This is a genomic window from Streptomyces phyllanthi (genome assembly GCF_009377205.1).
Classification (GTDB): domain Bacteria; phylum Actinomycetota; class Actinomycetes; order Streptomycetales; family Streptomycetaceae; genus Streptomyces; species Streptomyces phyllanthi.
Genome location: NZ_VJZE01000030.1, coordinates 12953 through 39735, shown reverse-complemented (window position 1 = coordinate 39735; position 26783 = coordinate 12953). Strand labels below are relative to the sequence as shown.

The 26783-nt window shown below is 71.0% G+C and carries 13 protein-coding genes and 2 pseudogenes; 6 read left to right on the top strand and 9 right to left on the bottom strand.

The features are described from left to right. Both FNH04_RS07435 and FNH04_RS07430 read left to right on the top strand, forming a co-directional pair. The coding region (locus FNH04_RS07435; RefSeq protein ID WP_152781566.1) for a glycoside hydrolase family 5 protein at window positions 1-1019 on the top strand (1019 nt) is incomplete at its 5' end. Between the two features lie 465 nt (window positions 1020-1484). After that, a complete protein-coding gene (locus tag FNH04_RS07430) occupies window positions 1485-1751 on the top strand; it encodes a hypothetical protein (protein WP_152781563.1) in 267 nt (88 codons plus the stop codon). A 167-nt stretch (window positions 1752-1918) separates the two neighbouring features. Here the strand turns inward: FNH04_RS07430 and FNH04_RS07425 are convergent. Both FNH04_RS07425 and FNH04_RS07420 read right to left on the bottom strand, forming a co-directional pair. Beyond that, window positions 1919-2749, bottom strand: a pseudogene (locus FNH04_RS07425) (endonuclease/exonuclease/phosphatase family protein); the annotation flags it as partial. A 177-nt stretch (window positions 2750-2926) separates the two neighbouring features. Next, a pseudogene (locus FNH04_RS07420) lies at window positions 2927-4003 on the bottom strand (AMP-binding protein); the annotation flags it as partial. A gap of 483 nt (window positions 4004-4486) precedes the next feature. On the opposite strand from FNH04_RS07420, the gene FNH04_RS07415 reads away from it, so the two are divergent. Both FNH04_RS07415 and FNH04_RS07410 read left to right on the top strand, forming a co-directional pair. Continuing rightward, window positions 4487-5164 (top strand): bifunctional 4-hydroxy-2-oxoglutarate aldolase/2-dehydro-3-deoxy-phosphogluconate aldolase, encoded by a 678-nt coding sequence (locus tag FNH04_RS07415; RefSeq protein WP_152781561.1) that lies wholly within the window; start codon window positions 4487-4489, stop codon window positions 5162-5164. Beyond that, the gene (locus tag FNH04_RS07410; RefSeq protein ID WP_322722707.1) at window positions 5161-6120 is read left to right on the top strand and encodes a sugar kinase; all 960 of its coding nucleotides are present in this window, start codon (window positions 5161-5163) and stop codon (window positions 6118-6120) included. Before FNH04_RS07415 ends, FNH04_RS07410 begins: the two co-directional genes overlap by 4 nt. 278 nt (window positions 6121-6398) lie before the next feature. Here FNH04_RS07410 and FNH04_RS07405 read toward each other — a convergent pair whose 3' ends face one another. The 6 genes from FNH04_RS07405 to FNH04_RS07380 form a co-directional block, all read right to left on the bottom strand. Beyond that, window positions 6399-6794 carry a hypothetical protein gene (locus FNH04_RS07405; protein WP_152781559.1) on the bottom strand — a complete coding sequence of 132 codons (396 nt, stop codon included), beginning with the start codon at window positions 6792-6794 and terminating at the stop codon, window positions 6399-6401. 59 nt (window positions 6795-6853) lie between these two features. Then, complete coding sequence (locus FNH04_RS07400; protein ID WP_152781557.1) at window positions 6854-10120, bottom strand: CHAT domain-containing protein; 3267 nt, start codon at window positions 10118-10120, stop codon at window positions 6854-6856. Between the two features lie 530 nt (window positions 10121-10650). Next, window positions 10651-10938 carry a hypothetical protein gene (locus tag FNH04_RS07395; protein WP_228031204.1) on the bottom strand — a complete coding sequence of 96 codons (288 nt, stop codon included), beginning with the start codon at window positions 10936-10938 and terminating at the stop codon, window positions 10651-10653. 7 nt (window positions 10939-10945) lie between these two features. Beyond that, window positions 10946-12877 carry a caspase family protein gene (locus FNH04_RS07390; RefSeq protein WP_322722706.1) on the bottom strand — a complete coding sequence of 644 codons (1932 nt, stop codon included), beginning with the start codon at window positions 12875-12877 and terminating at the stop codon, window positions 10946-10948. Then, window positions 12874-14079, bottom strand: a complete 1206-nt coding sequence (locus FNH04_RS48945; protein WP_152781555.1) for a hypothetical protein — start codon at window positions 14077-14079, stop codon at window positions 12874-12876. The genes FNH04_RS07390 and FNH04_RS48945 overlap by 4 nt, the downstream gene beginning before the upstream one ends. Before the next feature lie 59 nt (window positions 14080-14138). Continuing rightward, window positions 14139-16424 (bottom strand): CHAT domain-containing protein, encoded by a 2286-nt coding sequence (locus FNH04_RS07380; RefSeq protein WP_152781553.1) that lies wholly within the window; start codon window positions 16422-16424, stop codon window positions 14139-14141. A 366-nt stretch (window positions 16425-16790) separates the two neighbouring features. Here FNH04_RS07380 and FNH04_RS48940 point away from each other — a divergent pair, with 366 nt between their 5' ends. Beyond that, window positions 16791-19322, top strand: a complete 2532-nt coding sequence (locus tag FNH04_RS48940) for a CHAT domain-containing protein (protein ID WP_152781551.1) — start codon at window positions 16791-16793, stop codon at window positions 19320-19322. Here the strand turns inward: FNH04_RS48940 and FNH04_RS46420 are convergent, their stop codons facing one another. Next, the gene (locus FNH04_RS46420; protein ID WP_194236589.1) at window positions 19323-21836 is read right to left on the bottom strand and encodes a caspase family protein; all 2514 of its coding nucleotides are present in this window, start codon (window positions 21834-21836) and stop codon (window positions 19323-19325) included. Window positions 21837-22105: 269 nt separating this feature from the next. Here FNH04_RS46420 and FNH04_RS07355 point away from each other — a divergent pair, with 269 nt between their 5' ends. After that, window positions 22106-26779, top strand: coding sequence for a CHAT domain-containing protein (locus FNH04_RS07355; RefSeq protein ID WP_194236588.1), 4674 nt, complete (start codon window positions 22106-22108; stop codon window positions 26777-26779). Window positions 26780-26783: the final 4 nt, after the last annotated feature.

The window sequence follows — 26783 nt, the reverse complement described above, 5'->3', positions numbered from 1 at the left end:
TCCTCGGCCTCATCCCGACACCAGGAGCGGCACAGGCCACCCCCGCAGCCCCCACCGCCCTGCCGGCGGCCACAGCCCCGTCGGCAGCCACACCGGTCGCCGCCAACGGACAGCTCGAGGTCTGCGGCACCAAGCTCTGCAACCAGCGCGGAAAGCCGATCCAGCTCCGCGGCATGAGCACACACGGCCTGCAGTGGTACAGCCGGTGTGTCACCAACAGCTCGCTCAACGCGCTCGCCACCGACTGGAAGGCGGACGTCCTGCGCATCTCCATGTACATCCAGGAGGGCGGCTACGAGACCGATCCGCGCCGCTTCACCGACCTGGTCCACTCCGCCATCGAGCAGGCCACGGCCCGCGGCCTGTACGCCATCGTCGACTGGCACATGCTCGACCCCGGCGACCCGCACCAGAACCTCGCCCGTGCCAAGACCTTCTTCTCCGAGATCGCCCAGCGCCACCGCGACAAGAACAACCTGCTGTACGAGATCGCGAACGAGCCCAGCGGGGTGAGCTGGTCCCGCATCAAGAGCTACGCCGAGCAGCTCATCCCCGTCATCAGGGCGAAGGACCCGAACACTCCGGTCCTGGTCGGCACCCGCGCCTGGTCCTCACTCGGCGTCTCGGAGGGCTCGAACGAGTCCGAGGTGATCAACAACCAGGTGAACGCGGCCAACATCATGTACACGTTCCACTTCTACGCGTACTCGCACCGGGACGAATACCTCCAGACCCTCGCCCGGGCGGCCGACCGCATCCCCGTCTTCGTCACCGAGTTCGGCACCCAGAACTACGCGGGTGAGGGCAGCAACGACTTCGCCATGTCCCAGCGCTATCTCGATCTGCTGGAGGCCAAGAAGATCAGCTGGGTCAACTGGAACTTCTCCGACGACGAGCGCACCGGCGCCGTCTTCAAGTCGGGCACCTGCGCCAACAACGGTCCGTGGACCGGCACGTCCGCCCTCAAGCCCGCGGGCGTCTGGATCCGCGACCGCGTCAGGACGGCGGACGACTTCTGACCAGAGCCGAAAGGTGCGACGTGAGCGGCCCCGGCGGGAATCGCCGGGGCCGCTCCCGCCCCGATGCCTTGGCCGGCGTGGGGCTCTCGGTCGCCGGACCACTGTGCCCCGTGACGCTCTGCCGAATCACCCCAGGCCTTGACAGTCTCGCCGGCCTGGAGCGAGATGGAGCTCCCCGGGCAGCCGACACGGACGGCGCCCGCTTCGAGTGAAGGTGCCATGTTGCGCCACTACCACGACCGTGAGCAGACCGCTCGGCTTCGGGCTTGCGGCCGTCGCCCTCCTGGCGGTGCCGCTGAGCGGGCGCATCACCACACGGGGGCGAAGGCGTCCGTTCGACCCTGTCCAGCTCGACCGGAAATGACGAATGAGGAGGTAACGGGGATGGCGCTCGTCATGGAACTTCGGCGTGGGACCTCGACGTCCCGGACAGGTCGCAAGCCGGGGCCACGACCCGCAACAGGGATGCTGGAGCGGACAGTCGTCGACGAGGAGTTCGGGAGGGCCGTGGAAAGGCTGGGCCGGCACCGACTGCCCACCCTGGCCGGCGTCGATCCCTACGGGGACACCACGCTGCGCGGAGAGGCAGTGGACCGGATGGTGCGGGAGCTGGAGAGTTCGGATCTGGCTCGGCTGAGAGGTGCCGAGCGCGAGATTCTCACGACACTGCTGGCCTGGGGCCTGCGGTGCCGCGCGGACAGGGATGTGCACATTGCCTTCTCGGGCGATTAGCCCGCCACTGTCCGGCCATCGGATCGCTGGTCCGAAAGCGGCGTGGTTTTCGGACCGGTGTCGGACACCGTCGCCGCCATGGACCTGGCAGGCGTGCTCGTCATCGGCGCCGCCGTCCTTTCGCGCCGCGTCGTCGACTCCGCATCCGGCTCAGCATCGGAGTCCGGATCCAGGTCGGTGTGCAGCAGGTGGTGGTCCGAGTACGGGGTCGGATGCACATGGTGCTCGAGCGGGGCGATACCTCGGAGGAAAATGTAGTCGAACTTGCTCTGCCAGTCGGTGGTCGGCTTGCAGGTGCCGGTGGGCGAGGGATGGCACTGGGGGTCTGTATCCGCGGCCAGTGCCCACATCCCGGTGAGTTCGGGGGCGTCCGGCGCGGCGTTGAAGTCGCCGAAGACGATCGCGCGGTCGTGCTGGGCGACGTCTGCGGCGAGTACGCCGATCTGGTCGGCTCGTACTGCCTCTTGACGTCGATGGGCGAGGTGTGTGTCGAAGACCCGGACGGGCCGGCCGCCCACGGTGGTGGTGACTGCCATGTACCCGCGGTCTTCGGATCCGCCGTCGGGGTATTCCACGTTGACGACGTCCGTCATCGGTGCCGCCGAGAGGACCGCCTGGCCGAAGGCCCCCGGATTCCACGGCACTCCCCCGCAGCGGCCCCAGTCCCGAAGGACCATCCCGTACTCGACGTGGTAAACCAGCCCGTGAAGGCTCTCCAGATAGGCCCGGATCCTCTCGACATCACGCACGCATGCCTCCTGCAGGCCGATGACCTGGGGCGCATACGCAGCGATCTCCGCTGCCCGGTCGACGTTGCTCACCTCGCAGGGGTTGCAGATGTTCCACGTCATGACCCGGTTCGACATGACATCCCTGACGGCTTCGACGGGCAGTGACCTGGCGGAGAGGGCACCGCTTGGGGCACTGGGGCCGACGAGCACCATGCAGGCCACGGTCATGGCTCCCGCGAGCAACCGCGTGCCCCGTACGAGCACCATTGCCTCCTCGAAGTAGACACACATGGCATCTGACGTCTCCACGCACGAGGTTATGAGACGGGGCTGTGAGCGACACACGCGGTGCGCCGGATCTCGTGGGGCGCGGTAGGACCGAGGAGACGGCAGGTCAGCAAGCACACCGGGATCAATGACGGGACATCACTCGCTTCCGGCGCATCACGCCCTGTTTCCCTCGCCGTCCGGGGAATGGCCGAGCCCGGTGATCCTGCGGTCGCGGCGGTCGGCTCCCAGGCGGGCGTAGTGGTCGATGAGGCCGGGGTTGTCGACGGTGGCGGGGTTGACGACCTGGTCGGCGGGGGCGCCCTGGAGGAGGCGTTTGACGGGGACCTCGAGTTTCTTGCCGGTGCGGGTGTGCGGAACGGCCGGGACTTCGATGATCTCGTCGGGGACATGGCGGGGTGAGACACCGGTACGGATGGCGTCGCGGATCCGGTCGCGAACGGCGTCGTCCAGGGTCACTTCGGCGGCGAGGACGACGAACAGGGGCATCCAGTAGCCGCCGTCCGGTTCCTCCGCGCCGATGACCAGGGCCTCGGTGATCTCCGGGAGGCGTTCGACGACCTCGTGGATGTCGGCGCTGCCCAGCCGTACGCCGTTGCGGTTGAGGGTGGAGTCGGAGCGGCCGTGGACGATCACCGAACCGTGGGAGGTGAGGGTGATCCGGTCGCCGTGCCGCCAGACGCCGGGGTACGTCGAGAAGTAGGCGTCGTGGTAGCGGGTGCCGTCGGGGTCGTTCCAGAAGTACAGCGGCATGGACGGCATGGGGCGGGTGACGACCAGCTCGCCGACCCGGTCCACCACGGGGAGGCCCTCGGCGTCGTACGCGGCCAGCGCCACGCCCAGGTGGGGCGCGGACAACTCCCCCGCCCAGACGGAGGTGTTGGGCGCCGATCCCGCGAAGCCCGACACGATGTCCGTGCCACCGCTGACGGAGACCAGCTGGACGCGCTCGCCGACGTGCTCCCGCACCCAGGGGTAGGCGGAGGCCGGGAGGGTGGAGCCGGTGCAGCCGATGGCGCGGACCGAGGACAGGTCGTGGGCGGACGGGTCGATGCCGAATTTCGCCATGGCGAGCAGGTACTGGGGACTGGTGCCGAAGAGGGTGACGCGGTGGCGGGCCGCCAGCTCCCAGAGGATGTCCGGCTGGGTGAGGAGGGCGGGGCTGCCGTCGTACGTGCAGGCCGTGGCGCCGGTCAGAAGGGCGGAGACGACCAGGTTCCACATCATCCAGTGGGCATCGGGGCGGGGTGAGGTGCCGACGTACGCGGCGGTGCCGGTACCGAAGCGGTGGCGGGTGACGAGTGGCAAGTGGCGGCGGGGCCGGATACGCCCGGACGGAATCCAGGTAACCGGCCACCATTTCCACGACAACCAAGCCGAGCAGAAACGGCCCTGGCGGGGTACGCCCCGGGGGGGGTCCCGATAGGCTCGCCGCGGACGCGACCCCCGTCACCGTCGCGGCCGGGCGATGCCGGGTGCCCGCACCTGATGCACGACGGACGGGTACGCGGCCGGTTCGCGGCGGGCGCCGTGGTGTACGTCGTCCCCGTGCCGGCGCTCTGTCCCGATCGTCCGGAGGCGGCTTCGTCCCCGCCACAGCCACCCGCGGACTCAAGTGACCCCTGCCCGAGCACGTCGACCAACGCACCCCGTCGCAAAGGAACTTCGCATGACCGACGCCCAGGACACCGGTACGTCAGCTGTGGCGGCCGGGTCATGACGGAGCGCCCGTCCCTCACCCCTCAGCTGGGCCGGACGCGGGTCATGGCCATCCTCCGGTCCGCCGACGCGGCGGGACTGCCCGCCGTGGCCCGGGCCCTGGCGGACGGAGGCGTCACCTGCCTGGAGGTCACCCTCACCACGCGAGGTGCCCTCGACGCGCTGGCCGCCATCCGCGACGCACTCGGGCCCGATGTGGCGGTCGGCGCCGGGACGGTCGTCACACCCGCGGACGCCCGGGACGCGCTCGCGGCCGGGGCCGGGTTCCTGGTGGCGCCCATCGTGGACACCGAGATGATCCGCGGCGCCGCCGGCAGAGGTGTCCCCTGCTACCCGGGCGCCTGGACACCCACCGAGGTGGTCACCGCCTGGCACGCGGGCGCCGCCGCAGTCAAGCTCTTCCCGGCGAGCACCGGCGGCCCCGCCCATCTGCGGCAGCTGCGCGCCCCGCTGCCGTACGTCCCGCTCGTCGCCGTCGGCGGAGTCGGTATCGACCAGGCACGGGACTACCTCGACGCGGGCGCCCACGCCGTGGGCATCGGCTCCCCGCTGCTGCGCGGCGCCGACCTGGACTCCGCTCCGGAGGTGCTGGACTCCCTCACCGCGAGGGCCCGCACGCTGCTGGCCGCAGTCGGGTCCGCCCCGCCTGCCGAGGCCGAGGAGGCCGGCCCGTGAACAGCGCTTCCGAGGAGCCCTGCCTCGTGACCGTCGGCGAAGTCCTGGCGACGCTGGCCGCCCCGGATCCCGGCCCGCTCGCCCTGGGCGCCGGTCTGCGCCTCGGGATCGCGGGGGCGGAGTCGAACGTCGCCGTCGGTATCAGCCGGCTCGGCGGTTCCGCCACCTGGATCGGCCGCGTCAGCGACGACGGATTCGGCGAACTCATTCTTCGCGAGCTGCGGGCCGAAGGGGTCACCGCCATCGCCGTACGGGACCCCGCCCCCACCTCGCTGCTGGTGAAGGAGCGACGCACCTCCACCCGCAGCCGCACGCGCTACTACCGCACCCACACGGCCGGTGTACGGCTGTCCGCGCAGGACATACCGGAGGACATCGTCGCCGGCGCGGCGGTCTTGCACGTCACCGGGATCACCCCGGCCCTGGGCGAGGGCCCCGCCCAGGCCGTCCGCCGGGCGGTGGACATCGCCGCCGGCGCCGGAGTGACGGTCTCCCTGGACATCAACTACCGCTCCCTGCTGTGGAGCGAGGAGGACGCCCGGCGCACGCTGCTGCCGCTGCTGCGCAGGAGCGACCTGGTCTTCGCCGGCCCGCACGAGGCCCGGCTCGCGGTGCCCGGCGCCCGAGATCCCCAGGAACTCGCCCGGGGCATCCGCGACCTCGGACCCTCCGGAGCCGTGATCAAACTGGGTGAGGAGGGCGCGTACGCCCTTGTGGACGACCAGGAGTACCGGCAGCCCGCCGTGCCGGTACGGGTCCATGACTCCGTGGGAGCGGGAGACGCGTTCGCCGCCGGGTACCTGGCCGAACTGCTCGCGGGGGAAGGGCCGGAGCAGCGGCTGAGGACGGCGGCCCTGCTCGGCGCGTTCGCCGTCAGCACCACCGGCGACTGGGAGGGCCTGCCCCGACGGTCCGAGCTGGGACTGCTCGACCACCACGACGACATCGTCCGCTGAGGGCCTTCGCTGCCTGCCGTCAGCCGTCAGCGAGCAGCTTCCGGCGCCTACGAGTTCTCGGGGTCGAACCCGCACCAGGTCGCCCGTGAAAGGCGCGGCCTGATGCCCTCCGTCGAGGTCCGGCCCACCGCCCGCAGGGTACCCGTGCGGGCGGAGTCGGCCCTGGCGGCGGTCCCATGCCCAGGGCCGCTCCGGCAGCACGTCACGGCACGTAATCGCCGGGCATCACCCCGACTGAGCGGACGCCACGGCCCCTGGACCACAAGTGAGCGGGTTGTCTAGAACAAGGCGCGCCACAGGACATCCGGGGCGGCCAGGGCCGAGACGAGCCAGCCGAGAACGGCGCCGGACACAGTGGTCAGCGCCATGGCCCAGCGTTCTCTTCTGACCCTGCGTGCTTCAACCTGTCGGACGTGTCGGCCGAGGTGGTCGTCGACGATACGGAGCAGTTCGGGGTCGTCCGTGATCCAGATGCGTATCTGCTCCAGCCGAGCCTGGAACAGCTGCAGCTCGGGGAGGGTGTTCTGCGGGGGCTGTGGGGATGCTTCGTCGCCGTTTTCCTCTCTGCGCCGAGGGCGCCCCGCGAGGGCCCTTTCTCGTTCCTGCACAGCTGCTTCGAGGGCCTCGAAGACCTGCAGTGCTGTGGAGCGCTGGATGACCGTGTCCTCAGCCATGTTCTGTCCCCCGGGGATCGTCGTGTCGCCTGCGGTGCGCGGCCGGGCCGGAGAGGGCCTCAGTGGCCCAACAGCTGGAATCCTGCCCAGTAGAAGGGGTCTTCGTAGGGGCGAGCTGAGGGGTCGTCGTGCCGGGCGGTGAAGCGGACGACGAGTTGGGCATCGCCGTCGGTGAGCCGCGCCCTCCGTCCGCGCAGGACCCCGACGGGTGCGGTGTTCAGGCCGAGGTCAGCTGCGAGACGCGCGACTCTGGTCCGGGGAGCGCCTGTTCCGGGCGGTGTAATGGCGGACTCCCATGTGCTCAGCTGGGCGTTGGTGACGGTGCGGAGCCAGTGCTGTGCTCCGGCCAGTGCCCAGGAGGGTGGATGGGTGGACATGGCGGGAAGCCATTGCTGGGCGAAGCGGGTCATGAGCAGGTAGGTGGCGCGGTCGTCCACGGCCCACAGGGATCCGAGAACGGCTTGGGCCCCTGCCTGCATCATGGCGGCCGCGAGGTTGCGTACCTCGTCCCGGGCGCCGCCCCAGTCCGCCGCGGCGGTCTGGCAGGCGGACAGGACCAGCAGGCGCAGCCCGCCGAGATCGAGGTCGCTGCTGAGGCATTCGCCCAGGAGCAGGCTCTCCTGCCGGGCCAGATGGAGGGAGGAGGCGAGGATGTGGTCGGGGTCGACGGAACCGTGGCATGAGGCAGTGACGATACGGCTGGTCCGCAGGGCGCTCAGGAGCCAGTCGCGGGTTGCTGCCTCATGGGTGCGGATGTCGGTGGGCACGCCTGTTTCGCCGGCCAGCCGATGCAGGGCCAGGGCTTCGGCTTCGCCCCAGGGGAGGTTTCCTGCCGGGTCGCCCAGGACGCTGAGGCCCTCGCGCCGTGCGGCGGGGTGCCGCGGTGCCAGGCTGCGGGCGTTGGGGGCGGTGCTGGTCGGCATGGTTTCGCTGACGCTGCGGCCGTCGTCGAGAAGGGCGGAGGCAAGGGGGAAGGCGGCCAGTCGGCCGCAGGGGATGAGGATCATGCTGGTCACGTCGTGGGTGGTCAGCCAGGTGACGAGGGGCCTCATGGCGGCGCGGCCAAGTACGTCGAGGCATCTGGTCAGCTCGTGACGCAGGAGTGCTTCCGCGAGGGTTTCCGACAGCAGACCGTGCTCAGCGGTGGTCAGTGTGCTGAACGGACGTGTGGCAAGGCGGGCCGAGCCGTCGTGGGCCAGGGCCTCGGTCAGGGCGGTGCGGAGGGTGGGCGGGGGGTCGGTGGACAGCTGTCGTGCGTGCTCTTCGAGGGTTGCGGCACCTGATTCCCGGATGATGCGTTCCAGCACGCGTCCGCTCTGGGCGGCTGCGTATCCACCTTGGAGATGGCCGTGCTGATCGGTGGTTTCCACGAGGGCGTCGATCGTGGCGGTGGTGAGGTCGGGCAGGTCGAGGCAGCGGATGCCGGGCGGTCGGGACGTGTGGGGCGTGCCGCTCAGGACGGCGGCTGCGATGCCGCCCCAGGGGGTGGCGGCCAGGTAGACGATGGCGTGCTGCGGGCCGAAGGTCTCGGCGGTGGCGAGCAGTTGTTCCTCGGACAGGGGGGCGTGGAGGAAGTCGGGGGGATCCTGGGCCCGGCGAATGGCGGTGACCGCCGCGTCGAAGGCTTCCTTCGCGGTCCGGAAGCGCCGCATGCGGTCCAGGTCGGTCCGGCGGCGCTGGGCGGGGTCGCCGGGTGGCAGGGGCGCGTTCAGGTCCGTGTGAGCCTGGGAGAGGCCGGCGCGGGCCTGGGTGTACTGGTGGCGCAGGTCGGGGTCGGTGACGGCTTCGGGGCGTGCGGCGTCGAGGGAGAGTGCCTGGGTCAGGCTCTGGGCTCGTCCTTTCTCGATCGTGAGAGCGGCCTGAGCGCTGTGTCCGAGGCGGTGGAGGGTGTATCCGTACCGAGTCGCCGCGTCCCGGTTGCCGCGGAGCACGGCGTCCTGGCCGCTGATTCCGGTGCTGGCGGCCAGGAGCAGTTCTTCTGCCTCGAGGGCCCGGCGGTAGGTTTCGCCTGCTGCCTCCCATTCGCCGAGTTCCGCGTGTACCTCGGCCAGGGCGAGACTGGTGTCCCGCATGTCCTGGGTGGACTGTTCGAGGGTCCAGACGGAGAGGGCTTCGCGGTAGCCGGTGGCCGCGGAGCGCAGGTTGTCCTCGCGGGTACCGGCGATCCGCGCGCGGAAGGCCTGGGCGAGGCCGGCCTGGGTCACGGCGTACTCGTTGGGGAAGGCGTCCCTGGTACGGATCCCGGTGGCGCGTCGTAGGCGGTCGATGGCCTCTTCAACGTTGTGCGAACGGTCACCTTGGGTGCGCTCGAGGTACATCTCGGCCGTGTTGAGGAGGCCTTGGCCGTACTGGACGAGGAAGTCGGCCTCGGTGAACACCCGCAGCGCTTGCTCGGCGCTGTGCAGGGCGCGTTCCACGTTCTGTCCCCGGGATCCGTGTTCGCGGTCCAGGTACATGATCGCCATGTTGTGCCGAAGCCGGGCATGCTGGACCGGGAAGTGCTCCGGAGTCCAGATGTCCAGGGCCCGGCGCAGGCAGGTCAGCGCCTCTTCCAGATTGTCACGGTGGCTGCCGGACTGGCGCTGCCACCAGGCGGTGGCCAGGTAGTTCTGGGTGCGGGCGAACTCGTGCGGGAACTCGGCCGGCAGGAGCAGCTCCAGGGCCTCGGTGTAGCAGGCCAGGGCCTGCTCCTGGCTGGCTCTGCGCTCCCCCGGCCGCCAGTACTGGTGGACGATGCCCAGCGTGCTCTGTGCGTCGGCGTGTTCGACGGGGTGGTTGTGCGCGTCGAAAACACGCAGGGCGTCGCGACCGTGTGCGAGGGCTCGTGCGTGGTTGGCGGGCAGGTCGCCGAAGATGCGGTCCATCTGGACAGCGGATGCCAGCAGGCTGGTGTGGGCGAACTGGTGCGGCCGGCGCTGTGGGGTGTAGATCTCCAGGGCGCGGTCGCAGAGCCCGACCGCTTCCTCGAAGGCTTCCGCCCTGCCGACGCGGACTCCTTCGATGAGGGCGTCGGCCAGCTCGCGCTGCAGGGTGGCGCGTATCTCGGCCCGCAGTCCCTCGTCGGTCGCGCGCCGCACGGCCGTCCGCAGCAAGGGGATGCGCTCGCTGGTGCGGCGCAGGCGCCATCGTTCGTCCAGGAGGACGCCGAGTTGCTGTGCGGTCCCAGTCAGCCAGCCCGGTACGTCCAGGGCGAGCGCACCGTAGACGTCGGCGTAGGCGTCGTCGATGCCCTCGGTGGTGCCTGCGGCGCCGGCCACCGCCAGCACGCGCAGATCCGCCGCGAGTTGGTGTCCTTCACGGGTGCGCCTGTCGACGGCAGCCGACATGTCCTCAAGCGCACGGGCGATGTCGGGACGGAGAAGCTCCGGGTGTCCATGCAGGAAGCGGCGCTGCTCCGGTACGGCGGCGACGGCCAGCCAGCGGCGCAGTGGGCCGGGTGTGCGTATCGTTCGCCACCAGGGTCGGCGGGGTACATGGCGAACCGGCGGACAGCCGTGCTTGGAATAGGAGAACTGCATCGTCAGGCCCCCGCTGCTGTGATGCCGGCCCCGGTCTTCGGGGTGTACAGCGCATCATGTCCGTTGCGGCCTCCGCTCGCGCCCTCGCCGACGCAAAGTCAGATCAACAGCTACGCTCTCCCGTCCGGTCCGGCTCATGCAATCGGCTGTGGCAGCGTCCACCCCGACCAGGGGAGCAGCTGTCTGTCGACGCCTTGCACGTTGATCATCTGTGACCTGGCAGCCGTGACGTGCGGAGGGCAACGTCGACCGGGAGGTCGAACTCACCGTCGTCATCGGCTCCACCGCCTCCCGGGTGCGCCCCTGGAGGCCGGGGCGCACCCGGGAGCCTTGGGCGGTCAGGCGCCGGGCTCACCGGAGGCCGCGGCGACGAGGCCGTCCAGCCACGCCCGGTGGCCGTTGAGCATCGGATTCGGGCGCTCGCTCGCCAGGGCCGCGGCGGGCCGGCCGATCCGGGTCTTCTGAGTGAGGATGCGGACCCGGCCGCCGGGCAGGTCCTCCACCAGCCAGGCCTGGAGCACGTCGAGCTGCTCCTCCGGCTTGCCGTCCTGCTTCGCCGTCCGCGACAGGCGGCCCGCCCCCCACGGGCCTGGGACTCCACCACGTGGGCGTCCAGGGGTGGCCACTGTGCTGTCACCGCCTGGGCGCGGCCTGGTTTCCTGTGGGATGGGAACAGGTGGGGCCGCCCGGACACAGCAGGAAGGTGACCCGACGGATCGCGTAACGGGCGGAGCCGAGCCGTCCGCCGATCTCACGGAGTCCGGTCCGGATGAGGCGGGCCAGTGCATCGGACACCGGTGGGCCACCGTGGGTGCGGACCCCTGCGCGGGTGAGCCCCCGCAGGTCCTGCGGGAGGTCCGAGAAGACTGCGACCAGGGTCTCGTACCGCGCCGTGTCGGCAGGCACCGCCGCCGGCCACAGGAAGGTCATACCAGGATCGTGGCCGCCGGGCTCCTCGCCCAGCACGCGCCGTTCCCCCGGATCGAGCGTGATCCCGGCCGGTTCGGCCTGGTTCAGGACGGTGATGCGGCCCGCGACTCCCAAGTCGAGGACGTTGGCATGGACGGTCTCCCCTCCGGGACCGGCGTGCGCGACGCTGACCCGCAGCCGGTCGGTCAGGTGCAGCACGGCGCCGTCCGTCACACGGTCGGCTCCGGCCGACACCGCGAAGTCGACCGGTGCCGGCAGCTCGTCGGCATCGGTGCCCAGGCTCCGCAGTCGTAGAGAAGCAGCAAGATCCTGGACATGGCCGCGGAGCTCCGCGACACCGCCGGGATCCAGCGCGCGGCGCGTCCGGTACAGCGGCAGGCCCATCGTGTCGTGCAGCATGTACGTGGCCTCGGCAAGTGTCACGGTAGCGACATCGGTCGGTCGCCTGGCAGCGTCGGACCGTACGCCGATGCCGGGCAGCCCTGCCAGGCCGACGACGACCGGTTCCGTGGCCGTTCCGTCGGTCGTGGTGACCCGCACGCCGAGATCGGCGGCGGCGCTTCGCCATGGGTGGGCCATCGACCCGTCCGGTACCGGTCGGCCGTCCACGGAGTCGAGCAGGGCCGCGCTGCTCACCAGATGGGTGACACGCACGACCGGGGCCACTGACACGTCGGGAGACTGTCCCGCGCGGGACAACAGGAACTGGTCCCCCGGCCTGATCCCGTGGAGCCGTGCGCCGTCGAGCCACGCCTGACCGGTGGTCGCGTCCGTCCGCACCGGATGGGGCTGCTCCGTGTCGCGTACCTCCAGCGTGAAGGGGATCCGGTGGGCGGGTCCTTCCACCTCGGGCCGCTGGAGCGGGGTCATGGCCAGAACCTGGTGTCGGACGCGGTCCATGGCCGCCTGCCAGGTGATGCGCGGGGCCGTGCGCAGCGCCGCGTTCAAAGCTGCGGTGAACAGACCGTGAGACCTGCCGAGCTCGTACGAGTAGTCCTCGTGGGCGCGCTGGTGCGAGCCGCATGCCACCAGTCGTACGGCGTGCGGGTTGGCGTCGAACCAGTCCGACTCGGGGTTCTCTTCACGCAGCCTCCGGAACTCCGCCGCGGCACTGGCCCAGCGGTGGGCCACTGCGGCCGCCGGCCACGAGGCGTCCCATCCGCGGACCCGCATCCCCTCGGGCGCCGCCTCGCGCGACATCCGGGCGCTGAAGCAGCAGTCCAGGATGGTGGTCACGTTGGGTGTGCGCAGTGTCAGGCGCCATTGCAGGGCGCTCAGCTCCTCAGCGAGGATCCCGCGGAAGTCGTCCGTGCCCGTCTGAGCCACGTCCGTCGGCAGGATGAACCGCAGTTCGCGCGGTACCCCGGGGGTCGGGGTGATCGAGCGGCTGCCGTGCCCCGCGTAGAAGACCACGACGGTGTCACCCGGCTCCGTTGCCCGGACGAGGTCTTCGTACGCGCCGAGGATGCCGGCGCGCGACGCCTTCGCCTCCCGGAGCGCTTCCACGTCGAACCCGCGCTCCACCAAGAGGTCTGCCACGAGTTCGGCGTCGTTGTGGCACCCGGTCAGGGCGCCGGTCTGACTGGCGACGACCAGCGCCCGGCGGGCACCGGCGGCAGCCGGCGATGCGCTCACGATGTCTGCTCCCTCGCTTCCGGTGTCGGACCTGGCGGCTGCACCAGGTCGGCGAACGTTTCGCGGATCAGCCAGAGTTCCGGGGACAGCTCCTCGGACCGGGCCGACAGCAGCCACGCCAGCCGGGCCTCCATGAACTCGGCTGCCTCGGTGTCGCGTCCGGTCACGTGCAGGAGCCACCAAGTGGTCCTCGCGACTGATGCGGTGACCGGATGACGGTCGCCGAGGTGAAGGCGGGCCTCGTCCGCCGTGTCATGGGCCAGATCGACGCACAGGGGTGTCCGGCGCAGCGCGTGCAGAGCCAGGCAGAGGGTTGCCTGAGCCATGAGTACGTGGGGGTGACGTGCACCGATCGTTCTGCGGCCGGTCTGCACCAGGGCGCGCAGTCCCTCCTCGGCGGCCTCGGCATCCCCCGCCAGGAGCACCTTCACCAGCTCGCTCTCCCGGCGTGAGAACTCCGCTTCCTCGCTTCGCGTGAGCTCGTCCGCCGCCTCCTCGTCGGGTGTGACCTCGTCCGCCGTCTGCCCGGCATGGGCCACGATCGCGTCCATCGCGTGCGGCAGGGAGGTCCCGGAGTGCGTCATGCCGAGTGCGGAGAAGACCCGGTCCGTGCGCTCGCGCGCCGTCCGGCACCAGTCCGTGGAGCCGCCGTCCCAGCCGGCGAGATGGCGGAGCAGGGAGCCGAGTTGCCTGCGGAGCGGCAGCGATGCCCGCAGCCAGGCCGACACGGCCGAGACCCGCAGGAGCGCCTGCGCCAACAGGGGGCCGACACGGGCGAGTTCCTTCCGGTACAGACCCTCGAAGTCGAAGCCCAGTTGGTCGGGGGGCTCTGCGACGACATTGACACAGAGGGAGAAGCGGGCCAGGAAGACACCGGTGTCGTACCAGAACACGGCGTCACCCGACAGCGCGCCCCGCACATCGCCCATCAGGCGATCGAAAGCGCGCTCGAGGTCCCGGTCCAGAGCCTTGGCCGGATCCTCGCACTCCCGGCCGAGCAGGTCGTCGAGGCGCGGGACCAGAGTCGACGAGCCGGGCAGCGCCCACACCGCGTCGCGGACCCGCATGACCTTGTCGTCGTGCAGGCGTACCACCGCTTCCTGGATCCCGGCGACCATTTTGAACAGCCGGTGGGCATCGCCGAAGTCGAAGTACAGCTCCTCGATGTCGATGCCGAGAATCAGCCCGTCGGGAGGAGACACCCACCGTGGGTCGGGGATCGCGGGCGGCACGAGATCCCGGTCCGGCCGGGAGCCCTCGCTCACGGCAGCCCGAACGGCTGGAACGCCGCCCAGTAGTAGGGGTGGGCGGTCTCCGGCCGGGAGCGTACGGCCTCCTGCGCGTGGTGGAGGGCCGCCGCCGGACCGGCTTGGGCCAGACCGATGTAGAAGTGTTCCATCAGCGTGGCTGTGACCTGGTCGTCGACCTGCCACAGCGGGCCGACCACCGCTTTCGCACCGGCGGCGAGGAGCACACCGGGCAGGCCGGCGTACTCGTTGCCGGGTAATGCCCTGGAGAGCCCCGAGTGGCAGGCGGCCAGGACGACCAGCCGGGCCCGCAGCCGCAGCCGTACCAAGTCCGGCGCCCAGAGCAGACGACGATCACCGCCCGTCCCGCTCAGGTGCAGGGCGGACAGATCCGGATGGTTGTCGAACGTGATGCCGTGGCACGCGAAGTGGACCACATCCGCCTCCGGCAGATCGGCGAGCAGCGCCGCCACGTCGATGCCGGAACCGCTGTGGACACTCCGGTCGTAGAAACCCGCGGCCGCGCGGACGAGTTCTGCCGCCGCGTACGGCAGGCTGCCGTCCGGGTCGCCGGCGCCGACGAACCGTTCGACGCGCCGCCTGTGCCGCGGCTGCTCCAGCACGGCCAGCAGCGTGGAGAGGCTGGGTACGTACGACACGGCGTGACCGGCACTCAGCGGAGACGGCTCGAGCGCTGCCAGCGGCACGGTCCACAGCGCGCCGGACGGCACGACGACGACGCGCCGCCGATCCGCGACCGCTGTCCGCACCGGGTCGACGCAGGCTGCCACGATGGCGGCCGACACCGCAGCGAGGCGGGAGTGGTCATCGTGGGATTCCGGGGACGTGGCGAACCGGTAGTACTCCGCGCAGAGGCGCTCCACGGCCTGAACGTCGAAGGACGCGACACGGTCGGCCCCGTCGCAGGTGATGCTGTAGATCCCGCCGATCGGCGCGTAGACGAGGACGATCTCGTCCTGAGTGAGGCGCGCGGCCAGCGCGGCCGAGGAGGCCGGCTCGAAGCGGGGGTATGGCGGAAGGGCCGTCGTGAGCACGTGTTCGTCGTCGTCCGACAGCGCCCTGCGCAGTCGGTGCAGCGACGTCTCCAACTGCTGTTGCGCCCCGCCGGTTCCCGCACTGCTCGCGGACGGCGAGAGGTAGCGGACCGTCTGATGTTTGTACACCGTGGACATCGATGTGGGTGGCGGCTCGGCGTCGGCCCACAGCCGGTTCGTCGTCAGCAGTCCCAACAGGCTTCGGCTCGTGTTGCGCTCCAGGATGTCCAGGGCCTCGACCGGGCGTCCGGCCCGTTGGGCGGCGGCCGCGGCCACGAGGTAGATCATGCCCAGTGATGCGGACAGGCCGCGTTGCGTCGCCGCGGAGCGGATGTGGCGCCGGTCCTCTTCGGCGAGGCGGACGGCCTGGTGCAGTCGATCGGCCACCACATCGTCACCGGCTTGCGCGTTCCACGTGCGCAGTGCGGCGAGGAACTGGTCGCTCGCGCTCGTGGACGACGCCTCGCCGACCGGTGTGCTCGGATCGATTTCGGCCAGTTTGCGGGCGCACTCGTTGCGCCAGTGCGTCTGTGTCCCGGCATCGTCGCTGAGCAGGTGAACGGAGTCCATACACCAGCGGAGCGCCTCGGCCGCCTCGTCAGCGGCCGACAACAACAGCCTGGAGGCGCGGGCATAGGAACGGAACCAGGCGCCGTGGCCGGCGTCCACTTCCGCCAGCCGGTCCAGATAGAAGTCGGACCTGCCGTCGGACCGGCCGGTTGGCAGAGCCGTGTCGACGGCCAGGACGGTGAGCACCCGCCGCAATCCGTCCTTGGAGTCCGCCTTGCGGAACGCGGCCTCCGCCAGCTCCGCGTGGCGCAGAGCCGCGTCGAGGTCACCGGTGGCGCGGTCGCCCCGTACCAGCTCCCACAGCAGGAATTCGACCTCGCCCTCCATGCCGTACGCACATCGCTCACGCAGTACCCGGGCCGCGCGCTCCAGGTGAACGACCGCCTCCTCGGTGCGTCCCAGCGCGCACAGGATGGTCGCCTCCCGCCAGGCGATCATCGCGGGGTCGGTTCCCAGCTGGGCCGGCTCCCGCAGCCCTGCCGCCTTCAGTGTCTCCTGCATCGCCGGGTTCGCCTGGTCCAGCCCGGAGGCCACCTGGTCGCGTACCTCGGCGACGCCGTGGGCGCGGCAGTCCCGGAGGGTTCTGCGCACGCGTTCGAGCTCCAGCCGCACCCGGCTGTGCCCCGGGTCGGTCCGCTCCCGCACCGCCGCGTCCGCGACGAGCCGGTCCAGCACCTCCTCGGCCTCCTCGGTCAGCAGCTCCGGCCGTCGCTCGATGGCGGCGAGGAAGGGAAGCGGGCCGTCGAACCCCTCGGTGAGCAGCGCATGGACCGCCCGGGCGACGGCCGACGGCGCACGATCGTCCAGGGCACGCTCCTGCTGTCCGGGTCGGGCACGTGTCAGGGGGATGAGGATACCGACTCCCGCGTCGCCGGAACGGCTCCGAACTCGACTATCACTCCGAGGACTTACGCGATCGCAACCGCCGCTTGACCGGCTGTCGGCAGGAAGCCCGCAAGCGGCGACAGTGATGCGGCAACACCGTTCGATGTGGGCCGATTTGGGTGTTTCGACCTCTGGTCGACTGGTCAGTAAACGAGGGTGACTGGGGACGAGGAGTACGCGCGGCTGAGGGAGCGGGCCGATGCCGCCTTGGCCGGTGTCGGCGATGCGGCACAGGCGGCACAGGCGGCAGCCGACTGCGTTCGGTGGTGCCGGGAACATCTCCCGCCCGATGATCCCGAACTGGCTCGGGCGCTGGTGCAGCACGCGGTCGCCACATCCCGCACCGGAGAGACGGCGGGGACCGGGGGCCGTGTCGCGTACCGGTTCGAGTCTCTCTTCGAGGAGGCGCTGGCACTCCAGCGCACCGCGTTCGGACCGCGCAGTGAAGTCGTCGCCATCACGCTGGCGTTGTACGCGGACTGCCTGCGGCCCCGCGATCCGCTCGCTGCGATCGCACCATTGCGGGAACGGCTCACCCTCCTGTGGAACCTGCGCGGGCCGTCGCATCCGGATGTCGGCGCGGCCGCCTGCCTCCTGGCCCAGACCCAGGCCGAGACCAGTCGGTTGCTGAGCAGGGAGGCGTCCAGGCAGTACCAGACCTGTCTCGACGTCTTCGCGACGCAACCGCCGCACCCGTCGGCGGCAGCCGCCTGGTCCGGACGGGCGGAGCTGGCCGAGGCCGAGGGAGACCTGGAGGCGGCCGACCTGGCCTACCGTCGGGCCGTGGAGGTCACCAGGGCTCTGACCCAGGAGCCGAGCGCCGACCTCGCCGTACGCCTGCTGGGGGCTGCCCGGGTCGCGTTCCGGGGAGGGGACCGCGACAGCGCCGCGTCCTGGTACGAGGAGGCGCTGGCGGTGCAACGTGCACTGTCCGGGGACGCCGCCCTGGACGTCGCGGCGACCTGGTTCTCGATCTCCTTGTCCACGGACGGGGACCGCGCACTACGGGCGTCCCGAGAGGCCCTGCGCTCGGCCGGCGCATGGTTGCTGACCGGCGCGGCCGCCGGACTCGACGACCGCCGACGCGAGGAGGTCATCCATGCCTTCGCCGCCTACGCCGACCGGCATCTGCTGAGCCTCCTCACCATCGGGTCCGGTGACGAGGAGGTGTTCACGGTGTCCGCGTGGCGTATGCGGCTGCCGGACCTGCTGTCGCGCCCGTGGCGGCTGCGCCCGGCCCCCCATCCGGCCGAGCGTGAACTGAACGCCGTACTGGCCCGGATCGCGACCCGCCATCAGGAGCGGTATCAGAGAGCGGACACCGACATCCGAGTGGAAGCCGCTGGGGAGAGTTACCAGGGCCACGGAGAAGAACTGCGGTGGCTGCGTGCCCGTCGCACGGAACTGGAGGGAAGGCTGCGCCGTGAGTCCCTCCCCGGCCGACGGGCGGAGCCACTGGCCGGCGAGCTTCTCGGCACCGCGCGCCGCAGTCTCGGCAGAGAAGACCGGCTCCTCACCATCGTCCGAGTGGCCGACGCGTATGTCGCGCTCGTGGTGGGCCCCGTCGAGGGACGGACGACTGCCGTTTCGCTGGGGCAGGCGGCCGTCGTCGACCAGGCCGTGTGGCGGGCGCGGGCCGCGCTGGAAGGGTCCGGAAGGGCGGCGGCGTTCCGGGACGTGGCGCCTTGTCCCGTGGGCACCGACGACGAGGACGCCCCCGCTGTACTGGCACGGCTGCTGATCGAACCACTGCTGCCGCACCTGGCGGAGTGCCGGCGACTGCGCGTCGCCCTGGACGGGCCGTTGCTGCACGTGCCGCTCGGCGTACTCCCCCTCGGCTCGGCGCCGTTTCTCTCGTCGTACGCCGTCGACTACGTGACGGCCCTCGACGACCTCGCCGCTCCGGATCGGGCGAACGCCGTAACGGGGCCCGACGTCGTGCTGGCCGCCCCCGACTACGACCTGGGCGGCGTGGGGCCCGCCAACCCGGACTCCCTGTTCCAGCCGTTGGACGGCACGGCCGAGGAGGCCCGCGGAATCGCCGGGCTACGGCCGGAGGCGTTGGTGCTGACGGGCCGCGACGCTGCCAAAGCCAGGCTGCGCGAACTCCGCTCACCCCGCGTGCTGCACCTCGCCACGCATGGCTACACATTCGCAGGAACTCCGCCGGGCGACCCGCGGGACATGAACCGGCGCCTGCGTGGAAACGACAGCAGGCTGGCGGGCCGGTACGACAACCTGCGCCGCGAGCCCGAGCTGCGCAGCGGCCTCGCGCTGGCCGGCGCCAACACCTGGCTGGAACACGGCGGACCGGGACCGGAGGGCGAGACGGGACTGCTCACCGTGGCCGACGTCACCGGTCTCGACCTTGCCGCGACGGAGTTGGTGGTGCTGTCCGCCTGCGACACGGGGGTCGGCGAAATCACCGCCCCCGACGGCCACGTGAGCCTGCGGGCGGCGTTCCTGCGAGCCGGCGCACGGGCCGTTGTCGCCAGCCTGTGGAAGGTGCCCGACGGGCCGACCCGCGACCTCATGATCAGCTTCTACCGACTGCTGGACCAAGGCCACGGACCGGCCGAAGCCCTGCGCACCGCGCAGCGGGAACGGCACGCCGCCGGTGAACCCGTACTCAACTGGGGCGCTTTCGTGTGTTACATCACTGCGACCGGCGGCGGGGACGGCGACTGATCAGCCGTGGCTCAGGTCCACCACCTCGAACACCAGCGACATGTCCTGTGCCCGGAGCAGACCCTGGGCCGGATGCCGCCCCACCCCGTCGGCCACCCCGAACCTCTGATGAGGGAGGAGAGTCGTGCGGTACAGCCCGATGCTCGTGCCGCGCGACTGGTCGATCATCCGGGCCGCCATGCGGATGAGGACCGCCACCGCTGCTGTCGAACCGGCGACGACCGCGGCGGTGGGCTCGGCGGCCGCCAGAGCGGTCAGCGTGGACAGCGCGGTGGACACCTCCTCGCTCCCCGTCTCGGCCGCCAGCCCTTCTGCGAGATCCACATCGGGAGAGTCGTCCCTGGCCACCCACACCGCGATGTCCAGGAACCGGTTCACCGGCCCCTCGTACACCAGCACGTCGTCGAAGGGCAGCCGGTCACCGTCCTTGATCCGGTCGAAGCGCAGGGTGGCGGCCCGGTAGGGGCCGCCCGCCTCGTCCGGCGCGGCGGTGACGACCATGGTGTCGATACGGACCTGCGACCGCAGGAAGGCGCGGTTGCTGTGCACGGTGACTTCCTTCAGCCGCACCGCCACCCTGCTGGGCGCGTCCGGGCCCCGGGGGGTGACCAGTCGGAAGGACTGGTCCAGACGCTCGTCGATCTCGAACGCCGGCTCGTCCGCGCGTGCCCGGCGTGCCGGGTGCAGCAGGAAGTCGAAGGGCCTGACCTCCCATCGCGCGCCCCCGTCCCGTGGAGGGGGCGCGGGAACGTCCCTACGACCTGTGTCGAGGCGGTCGACCAGCCACTCCAGACGGTCGGAGGCCGGAGGAATGCCACGCGTGCCGCCGGCCCGACCGAGCCGGCCGAGCCGGTCCACCGGCCGGTCGGTGACGACTGCCACGAAACTCTCCTCCCGGGCCGGTCCGGCCGGCAGTTTCTCCGGCCACTGCAACGGCATCCCGCCGCCCCACTCATGGCCCAACTCGTACTGCTCGCCCGGCTCCAGCGTCACGCCACCCTGTTCCGACGAGGTCAGCCAGGTCACGGCACCGGCCAGACCGACGTCGAACAGTGAGACGAAACGGCGCTCACCGCTTCGGTTGGTGATCCGCACCAGCAGCCGGTCGCCGACGAACAGGTGAGCCCCAGGGGTGAGTTCTTCCTCGCCGCCTTCGGTCAGCCGCACGTAACGAACCTCGACGTCGGGTGCCAGCGCAGACCTGCCGGGGCCGGAGGGCAGTCGGCGGACGTATGCCCCGAGTGCGAGGGTCCGCACGGCGTCGACCGCCCCGTCCGGTGACATGGCCTCCCCGGACAGCGCCTGCCCCATGCCGTCGGTCACGTGAACAGCCGGGTCGTCACCGCCCCCCAGACGTACGGTCGCCAGCGCGTCGTCGGTCTCCTCCACGACGCGGACCTGCGCCGAGGACTCGAGTGCCCGGGCGATCCGGTCACGGCCCGGGTGACTGACGGGCAGCAGGACCACTGGCCGTCGGCCGAGCACCACACCGACCGGCCAGGCGGACACCCCTGACGGCAGCGCCGAGGCGTCGGGCACCCCTTCCAGGGCCAGCACGGCGTCGCCGCCGGCGATGCGCGCGACGACCGCACCCGCCAGCCGCGGTTCGCCGCCCCTGGCGACCAGCTCGTACCGGTCGCCGACCGCGACGCCGAAGACGGCGGCGTCGGGCAGGACTGCCACTCCGTCCTTGATACGTACGGGCAGGACGCCCTGGCCGCCACGTGTCCGCAACGAGAAGAGAAGCCGCTCCGCGGGCCCTTCCACGTCCGGCCGCTGCGGGGCGGCGGCGGCCGGAACGGCGCCCCGCACCGACTCAAGCACGTCCAGCCAGGTGAGCGCACCGGGGTCGGACCCGGTGAGCAGCCGCACCAACGCGGCGGTGAGCACGCCGTGGCGGCGGCCGAGCCGTGCGTCGTGGATCTCGTAGGCGCTCTGATGGGGGGCACAGGCCACCAGGCGCACAGCGTGCGGGTTGGCGTCGGCACCCAGAAGCCGGCCGTCGCGCGCTTCACGCCAGCGCCGGACCAGGTCCTCCTCGGGAAGGTGGAGGCGCTCCAGGGCCTTGGGAACGGCCGAGCCGGAACGGGACATGCGCGCGGCGTGACAGCAGTCCAGGATCACCGTGGCGTTGCGGGTCCGGTCGGTGAGCTCCAGCTGAAGGCGCGTCAGCTCCTCGGCGAGTACGCAACGGCTGCGGGGGTCGGAGCGGTCGTCGAAGTCGGTCGGCACGATGTACTGCAGCCAGGCCGGCAGCGTCGGGTCCTGTGCCGCCAAGGGGTTGCGCTGGCGGCCGCCGTGCCCGGAGTAGTAAACGACTACCGCGTCGTCCGGGCCGCTGTCCTCCACCAGCTCCCGGTAGCCTGCGACGATCCCCTGAGCGGTGGCGTCCTTGCCGGTGGCGGGCCGTACGGCGAAGCCGAGCCCGGCCAGCGCCTCACCCATCACCTCCACGTCGGCATGCACGCCGCTCAGCCCGCCTGTCTCACTTCCGATCAGCAGTGCTCGCCTCATGAAGGGACCCCCCGATACCCGGATTGCTGCCTGGAGGAACGTCCTACCACGGACGGGGCCGTATGCGGAGGGCGACGGCCCATGCGTATCCCGCTCGGTGCTTGGAACCGTTGCTTCGGGGCGCACACGACGAGCGCGACGCGCACGGCCGCGCGCCCCCGACAATCCGCGCGCCCCCGACGATCCGTGCGCCCTCGCCCACCCGTTGCCCCGGGTGCGCCATCGGGCTTGACTCGGAATCCGTTGGGGCAGCGGCAGAGGGAGGCGACATGCGCCAGTCCGACGACCAGCGCCTGGAGGAGTGCCTCGCGGCCTTCGCGGCACGCGACTACATCTCTTGTCACCAGGCCGCGATCCGTGATCCGCTGCCGCAGGACATCCAGGAGCAGCCGGTCCTTCTCCACCTGAGCGCCATCTGCCTTCAGCGCCTGGGACAGCTGGACGATCCGGAGGAACTGAGGCGCCTGATGCTCGGTGTCGTCTCGGCCAGCCCCTGGCAGAAATCCCTTGTCCAGCTGACGTTCGGGCAGACCCCTTTGGACACCGTCCTGCGCGCCGCCGGCGACGAGGAACAGCGATGCCAGGCGACCTACTACGCAGGGGCACGGCTGCTGACGGCCGGCAGGCTCGCGGAAGCCGGGAAACTCCTGCGCGACTGCGTCGGCCGCGGTGCGCACTGCGTGGAACGGCGCCTTGCGGAGATCGAGTTGACCGCCCTGTCCGGGCCGGACACCCCCGAACCCGCTGAGCAGGCGTTCCGGGCGTACCTGGCCAGAGCCCAGAACGCCGTGCGGCAGGGCCGGTACCGAGCCGGTGTCCGCGCCGCCGAGGAGGCATGCGATCTGGCCCGGCGCTCCTGGGGTCCGAACAACGTCCACGTGGCCCGGGGCATGGCCGTCCTGCTGATCGCGCTGGCGCACAGCGGTGGTGCCGGGGACGCCGCGGAACTCGCCCGGCACGCGCTCGCCCTCGGCCGGGAACACTTCGGTGACGAGGATCCCGAGTTCGCGAGCCTGCTCAACACGGTCGCCTACGCTCACAAGTCCCTCGGCGAACTCGAGGAGGCGAGCCGGCTGTACCAGGCCGCGGTGAACATCTGGGCCCGGTCTGCGGAGCACCGCCTCGAGCACGTCGTCGCTCTCAACAACATCGCCCAGATCGAGGTCGAACGGGAGGACCTGGACCGCGCCGAGGAACTGTTCCGGCATGTCCTGGGGATGCTGGACGGGCTGGACGACGACATCGGGCTGCGGGCGGGAGTGGTCAACAACCTCGCCCTGGTACTCACCACGAAACGGGACTTCGGCGGTGCCGAACGGCTCCACCGGCAGGCCCTGGACCACCGCCGTGAGCAGCTCGGCGAGGAACATCCGCAGTACGCGGCAAGCCTCAACAACCTCGCCCACGTCTACAAGGACCAGGGCCGCTTCGCCGACGCGGAACCGCTCTTCCGAAGAGCGGCGAACATCCTGGAGCAGGCCCACGGCATCCACCATCCGCACACGATGATGACGCTCAACGCCCTGCTCGAGATCTACCAGGCGACGGAGCAACAAGAGGCCGCCGAACGGGTGGTGGCGCGCGTGCGGTCCAGGGCACCGTCGGTGCCGAGGGACCGCGGCCACATCCTGCACCCGCTTCCTGACCTGACGCCGTTCTTCCAGCTTCTGGTGTCACAGATACCGGAGTTGGCCCACGAGCCGGAAGTCGCCGGCGGCCCCCTCGACTGGACGTCTCCCTCGTACCAGCGGACGTTCGCGGAACTCGCCGACGACTTCGTGGAGGGCCGGTACGGAGCCTGTCTCCGGCTTGCCCTCCGCCTCAACGCCCAGGAAACGACACACGAAGTCCTGCAGATCTGGCTGATGTGCGGTGGGCAGTCCCTGGCGAGGGCGACCGGACCGGCCCAGGCGGACAGTGAGCACCCCTTCGCCCATTTCCAGGGGCTGATCGCCGACCCCTGGTACTCCGCGCTCGTCGGTCTGAGCCTCGGCCGCGTCGGCCCCACTGACATCGAGCGGTGGGCCGACAGCGACGAGCGGCTGTGCCGACTGCGGTACTACACGGCCCACCGGAAGATGGCCGACGGGCACATGGGCGAAGCGCTGAGTGACCTGGACTCCGCCGCGACGTCCGGCGCGGAGTGCTTCGAGGCGTGGATGGCGGAGCGGCTCCTCCGCAGTCCCCGTCCCGCGTCGGACCGCCTGCTGGCAACCCGCGTCAGAGACCTCAACGCCGCGGCCGCCGACGGGCTGAGCCGCAAGGATCTCGAGGCGGCGATCCCCGCTGCCGAGGAGGCATGGCGGTTGGCCGCCGGACTGGAGGAGGGCTCCTCGGAGCGGACACTGAGCCACTACAACCTCGCCATGGCGGCCTACTCGACCGGCGACCGGGACCGTGCGGAGGCTCTGTTCCAGCAGTTGCTGACCATCGCCCGGGGAGCCGAGCACTACGACCGCACCCTGGTCGCCGGCACCCTCAACGTCCTCGGCATGATCCACACCGACCTCGCGCGGTTCGATCGCGCCGAACCGGCCCTGCTGAACGCACTCGAAGAGCTCCGGCTCGCAGGAGAGGAGGGCGGGGCCTTCTACGCTCAGGTGCAGCACAATCTCGCCTCGCTGTACGAGGAGATGGACGACCTCTACCGGGCCGTAGAAGTGGGCCACGAGGCGCTCGAGATCAAACGGTCGAAGCTGGGAAGGGACCACCCCGAGTACGCCCGCACGCTCAACAACCTCGGGACGGTGTACGCCAAGCTCGGAGAGCTGCGGACGGCGGAGGAACTCCTGACCCAGGCCCAGCGGATTCGCCAGGCGGTGCTTCCACCGGACCACGCCGACCTCGCGGTCAGCGCGCGCGCCCTGGCCCACCTGCACGCGGAGCAACGCCACTACGACGAGGCGGAGAGCCAGGCCCGGACCGCGCTGGAGATCGACCGGCGCCTCTTCGGTTCCGACAGCCTCGGGCAGGCGACGGGACTGGCTCAGCTGGCCCACGTGTGCATGCTGACCAGCCGGCCGGACGAGGCCCGACGCCACCTGGAGGAAAGCCGGGCGATCCTCGAGCGCGTCGTGGGGACCGTGCACCCCTACACCGTCACCGTCACGACGAACCTCGCCCTCCTGCAGGCCCTGGAGGGCGACCTGCGTGGTGCGTTGCGCCTGACCGACGAAGTGGAACGGACGACGTCCCGGCTGCTGTTCGACGTCTTCGCGACCGCCTCGGAGCGGCAGCGGCTGCAGCTGCTCGGCACCGCGCACCGGCGCCTGTCAGTCCTGTTGAGTCTGGTGGCTGCCCTGGATGCCCCGGAGGAGGACGTCGCCGGCGCCTTCGAAATCGTTCTGCGCCGCAAGGGAGTCGTCGGCGAGGCCCAGGGCGCGTTCCGCGACGAAACCCACGAACGTACGTCCCCCGAACTGCGGGCGAAGATCGACCACGTTCGCCTGCTGCGGGAGAAGATCGCCCGCAAGACACTGAGCGGGCCCGGTGTGGAAGGCCCGGACGCCCATGTCGAGACCCTTGCCGACTGGACCGAGGAGAAGGAGCGCCTCGAGGCGGAGCTCGCGCGCACGACTCCCGGAACGGGCCTGGAGCGGCGCATGCGGGATCTGAACGCCGAGCTCGTGCGGTCCCTGCTGCCGGCGGGTTCGGCGCTGGTCGAGATCGTTCGCTTCCGCCTGCTGGACTTCACACCGGCGTCCGCAGACGAGGATCCGCCCGGGGCCGGGTACCGCTACTGGGCGTTCGTCCTGCGCCCGGCACCGCACGAGGGCCTGCGCCTGGTGGACCTCGGCGACGGCGACGCAATCGACCGGCTCATCGCGACCTACAGCGAGGCGATCGCCGGAGGCGACTCCGGCCGAGATGTCGCCCCGCGGCCCACGACGTCGGCGCGGAAGGCCGAGATGGAAGCGGGCAAAAAGCTCCGGGCCGCGGTGTTCGACGCCCTGCGGCCGGCGCTCGGCGAGGCCCGGCGACTGTTCCTGTGCCCGGACGGAGACCTCTCCCGCCTGCCGTGGGAGGTTCTGCCGCTGTCGGCGGAGCGGCGGCTGATCGATGACTACCACATCAGCTACCTGGGCGTCGGACGAGACTTGCTCCGCGCGGCGGCTCCCCCGACCGGCCGCTCCACCGCATCGGTGGTTGTCTCGGATCCCGACTTCGATCTGGCGGTCGACGGCACGGCTCCGCCGGAGCCCTCCGACGCCCCGGCCGACGTGTGCGCCCGAGCTCTGCGGACGCAGGGACTGCGGTTCGCGCGGCTGCCCGGCACAAGGCGCGAAGGCAAGGCCGTGGCGGCCCTGCTGGGCGTGGAGCCCATCATGGGCGCCGCGGCGACGGAGGCCGCAGTCAAGTCCTGCCGGGGCCCGTCGATCCTGCACATCGCCACCCACGGGTTCTTCCTGCCGGATCCCGAGTCCGCGCACCAGCGGACCTCGCCGTTGATGGACGCGGCCGCTGTCGGGTCGCCACTGTACGGACGACTGTCCCACGCTCAGGAAAGTCCCCTTCTCCGCTCCGGGCTCGTACTGGCCGGGGCCAACACCTGGCTGGACGGCGGAGTCCTGCCGACCGATGCGGAGGACGGAATCCTGACCGCGGAGGACGTCTCCGGCATGGATCTGGTGGGCACCGAACTGGTCGTCCTCTCCGCCTGCCAGACCGGTCTGGGAAGCCAGCATCTGGGTGAGGGCGTCATGGGGCTGCGCCGGGCCTTCTCCCAGGCGGGAGCACGCACCGTGGTGATGAGCCTGTGGCCGGTGCCCGACGCCGAGACCCAGACCTTGATGGCCGACTTCTACCGGCGCGTACAGGAGGGCGAAGAGCGGGCCGTGGCCCTGCGCAACGCTCAACTGGAACTGAGGAAGCAGCGGCCCGACCCCTACTGGTGGGGAGCTTTCATCTGCCAGGGTGATTCAGGCGCTCTGGCCATCTCGTAGGCGT

What these genes read in the sequence shown, in the direction of transcription:
- FNH04_RS07415 (WP_152781561.1), top strand. Translation starts at nt 4,487, where the DNA reads ATGACGGAGCGCCCGTCCCTCACCCCTCAGCTGGGCCGGACGCGGGTC.
- FNH04_RS07400 (WP_152781557.1), bottom strand. Translation starts at nt 10,120, where the DNA reads ATGTCGGCTGCCGTCGACAGGCGCACCCGTGAAGGACACCAACTCGCG.
- FNH04_RS46420 (WP_194236589.1), bottom strand. Translation starts at nt 21,836, where the DNA reads ATGAGGCGAGCACTGCTGATCGGAAGTGAGACAGGCGGGCTGAGCGGC.
- FNH04_RS07430 (WP_152781563.1), top strand. Translation starts at nt 1,485, where the DNA reads ATGCTGGAGCGGACAGTCGTCGACGAGGAGTTCGGGAGGGCCGTGGAA.
- FNH04_RS07405 (WP_152781559.1), bottom strand. Translation starts at nt 6,794, where the DNA reads ATGGCTGAGGACACGGTCATCCAGCGCTCCACAGCACTGCAGGTCTTC.
- FNH04_RS07355 (WP_194236588.1), top strand. Translation starts at nt 22,106, where the DNA reads ATGCGCCAGTCCGACGACCAGCGCCTGGAGGAGTGCCTCGCGGCCTTC.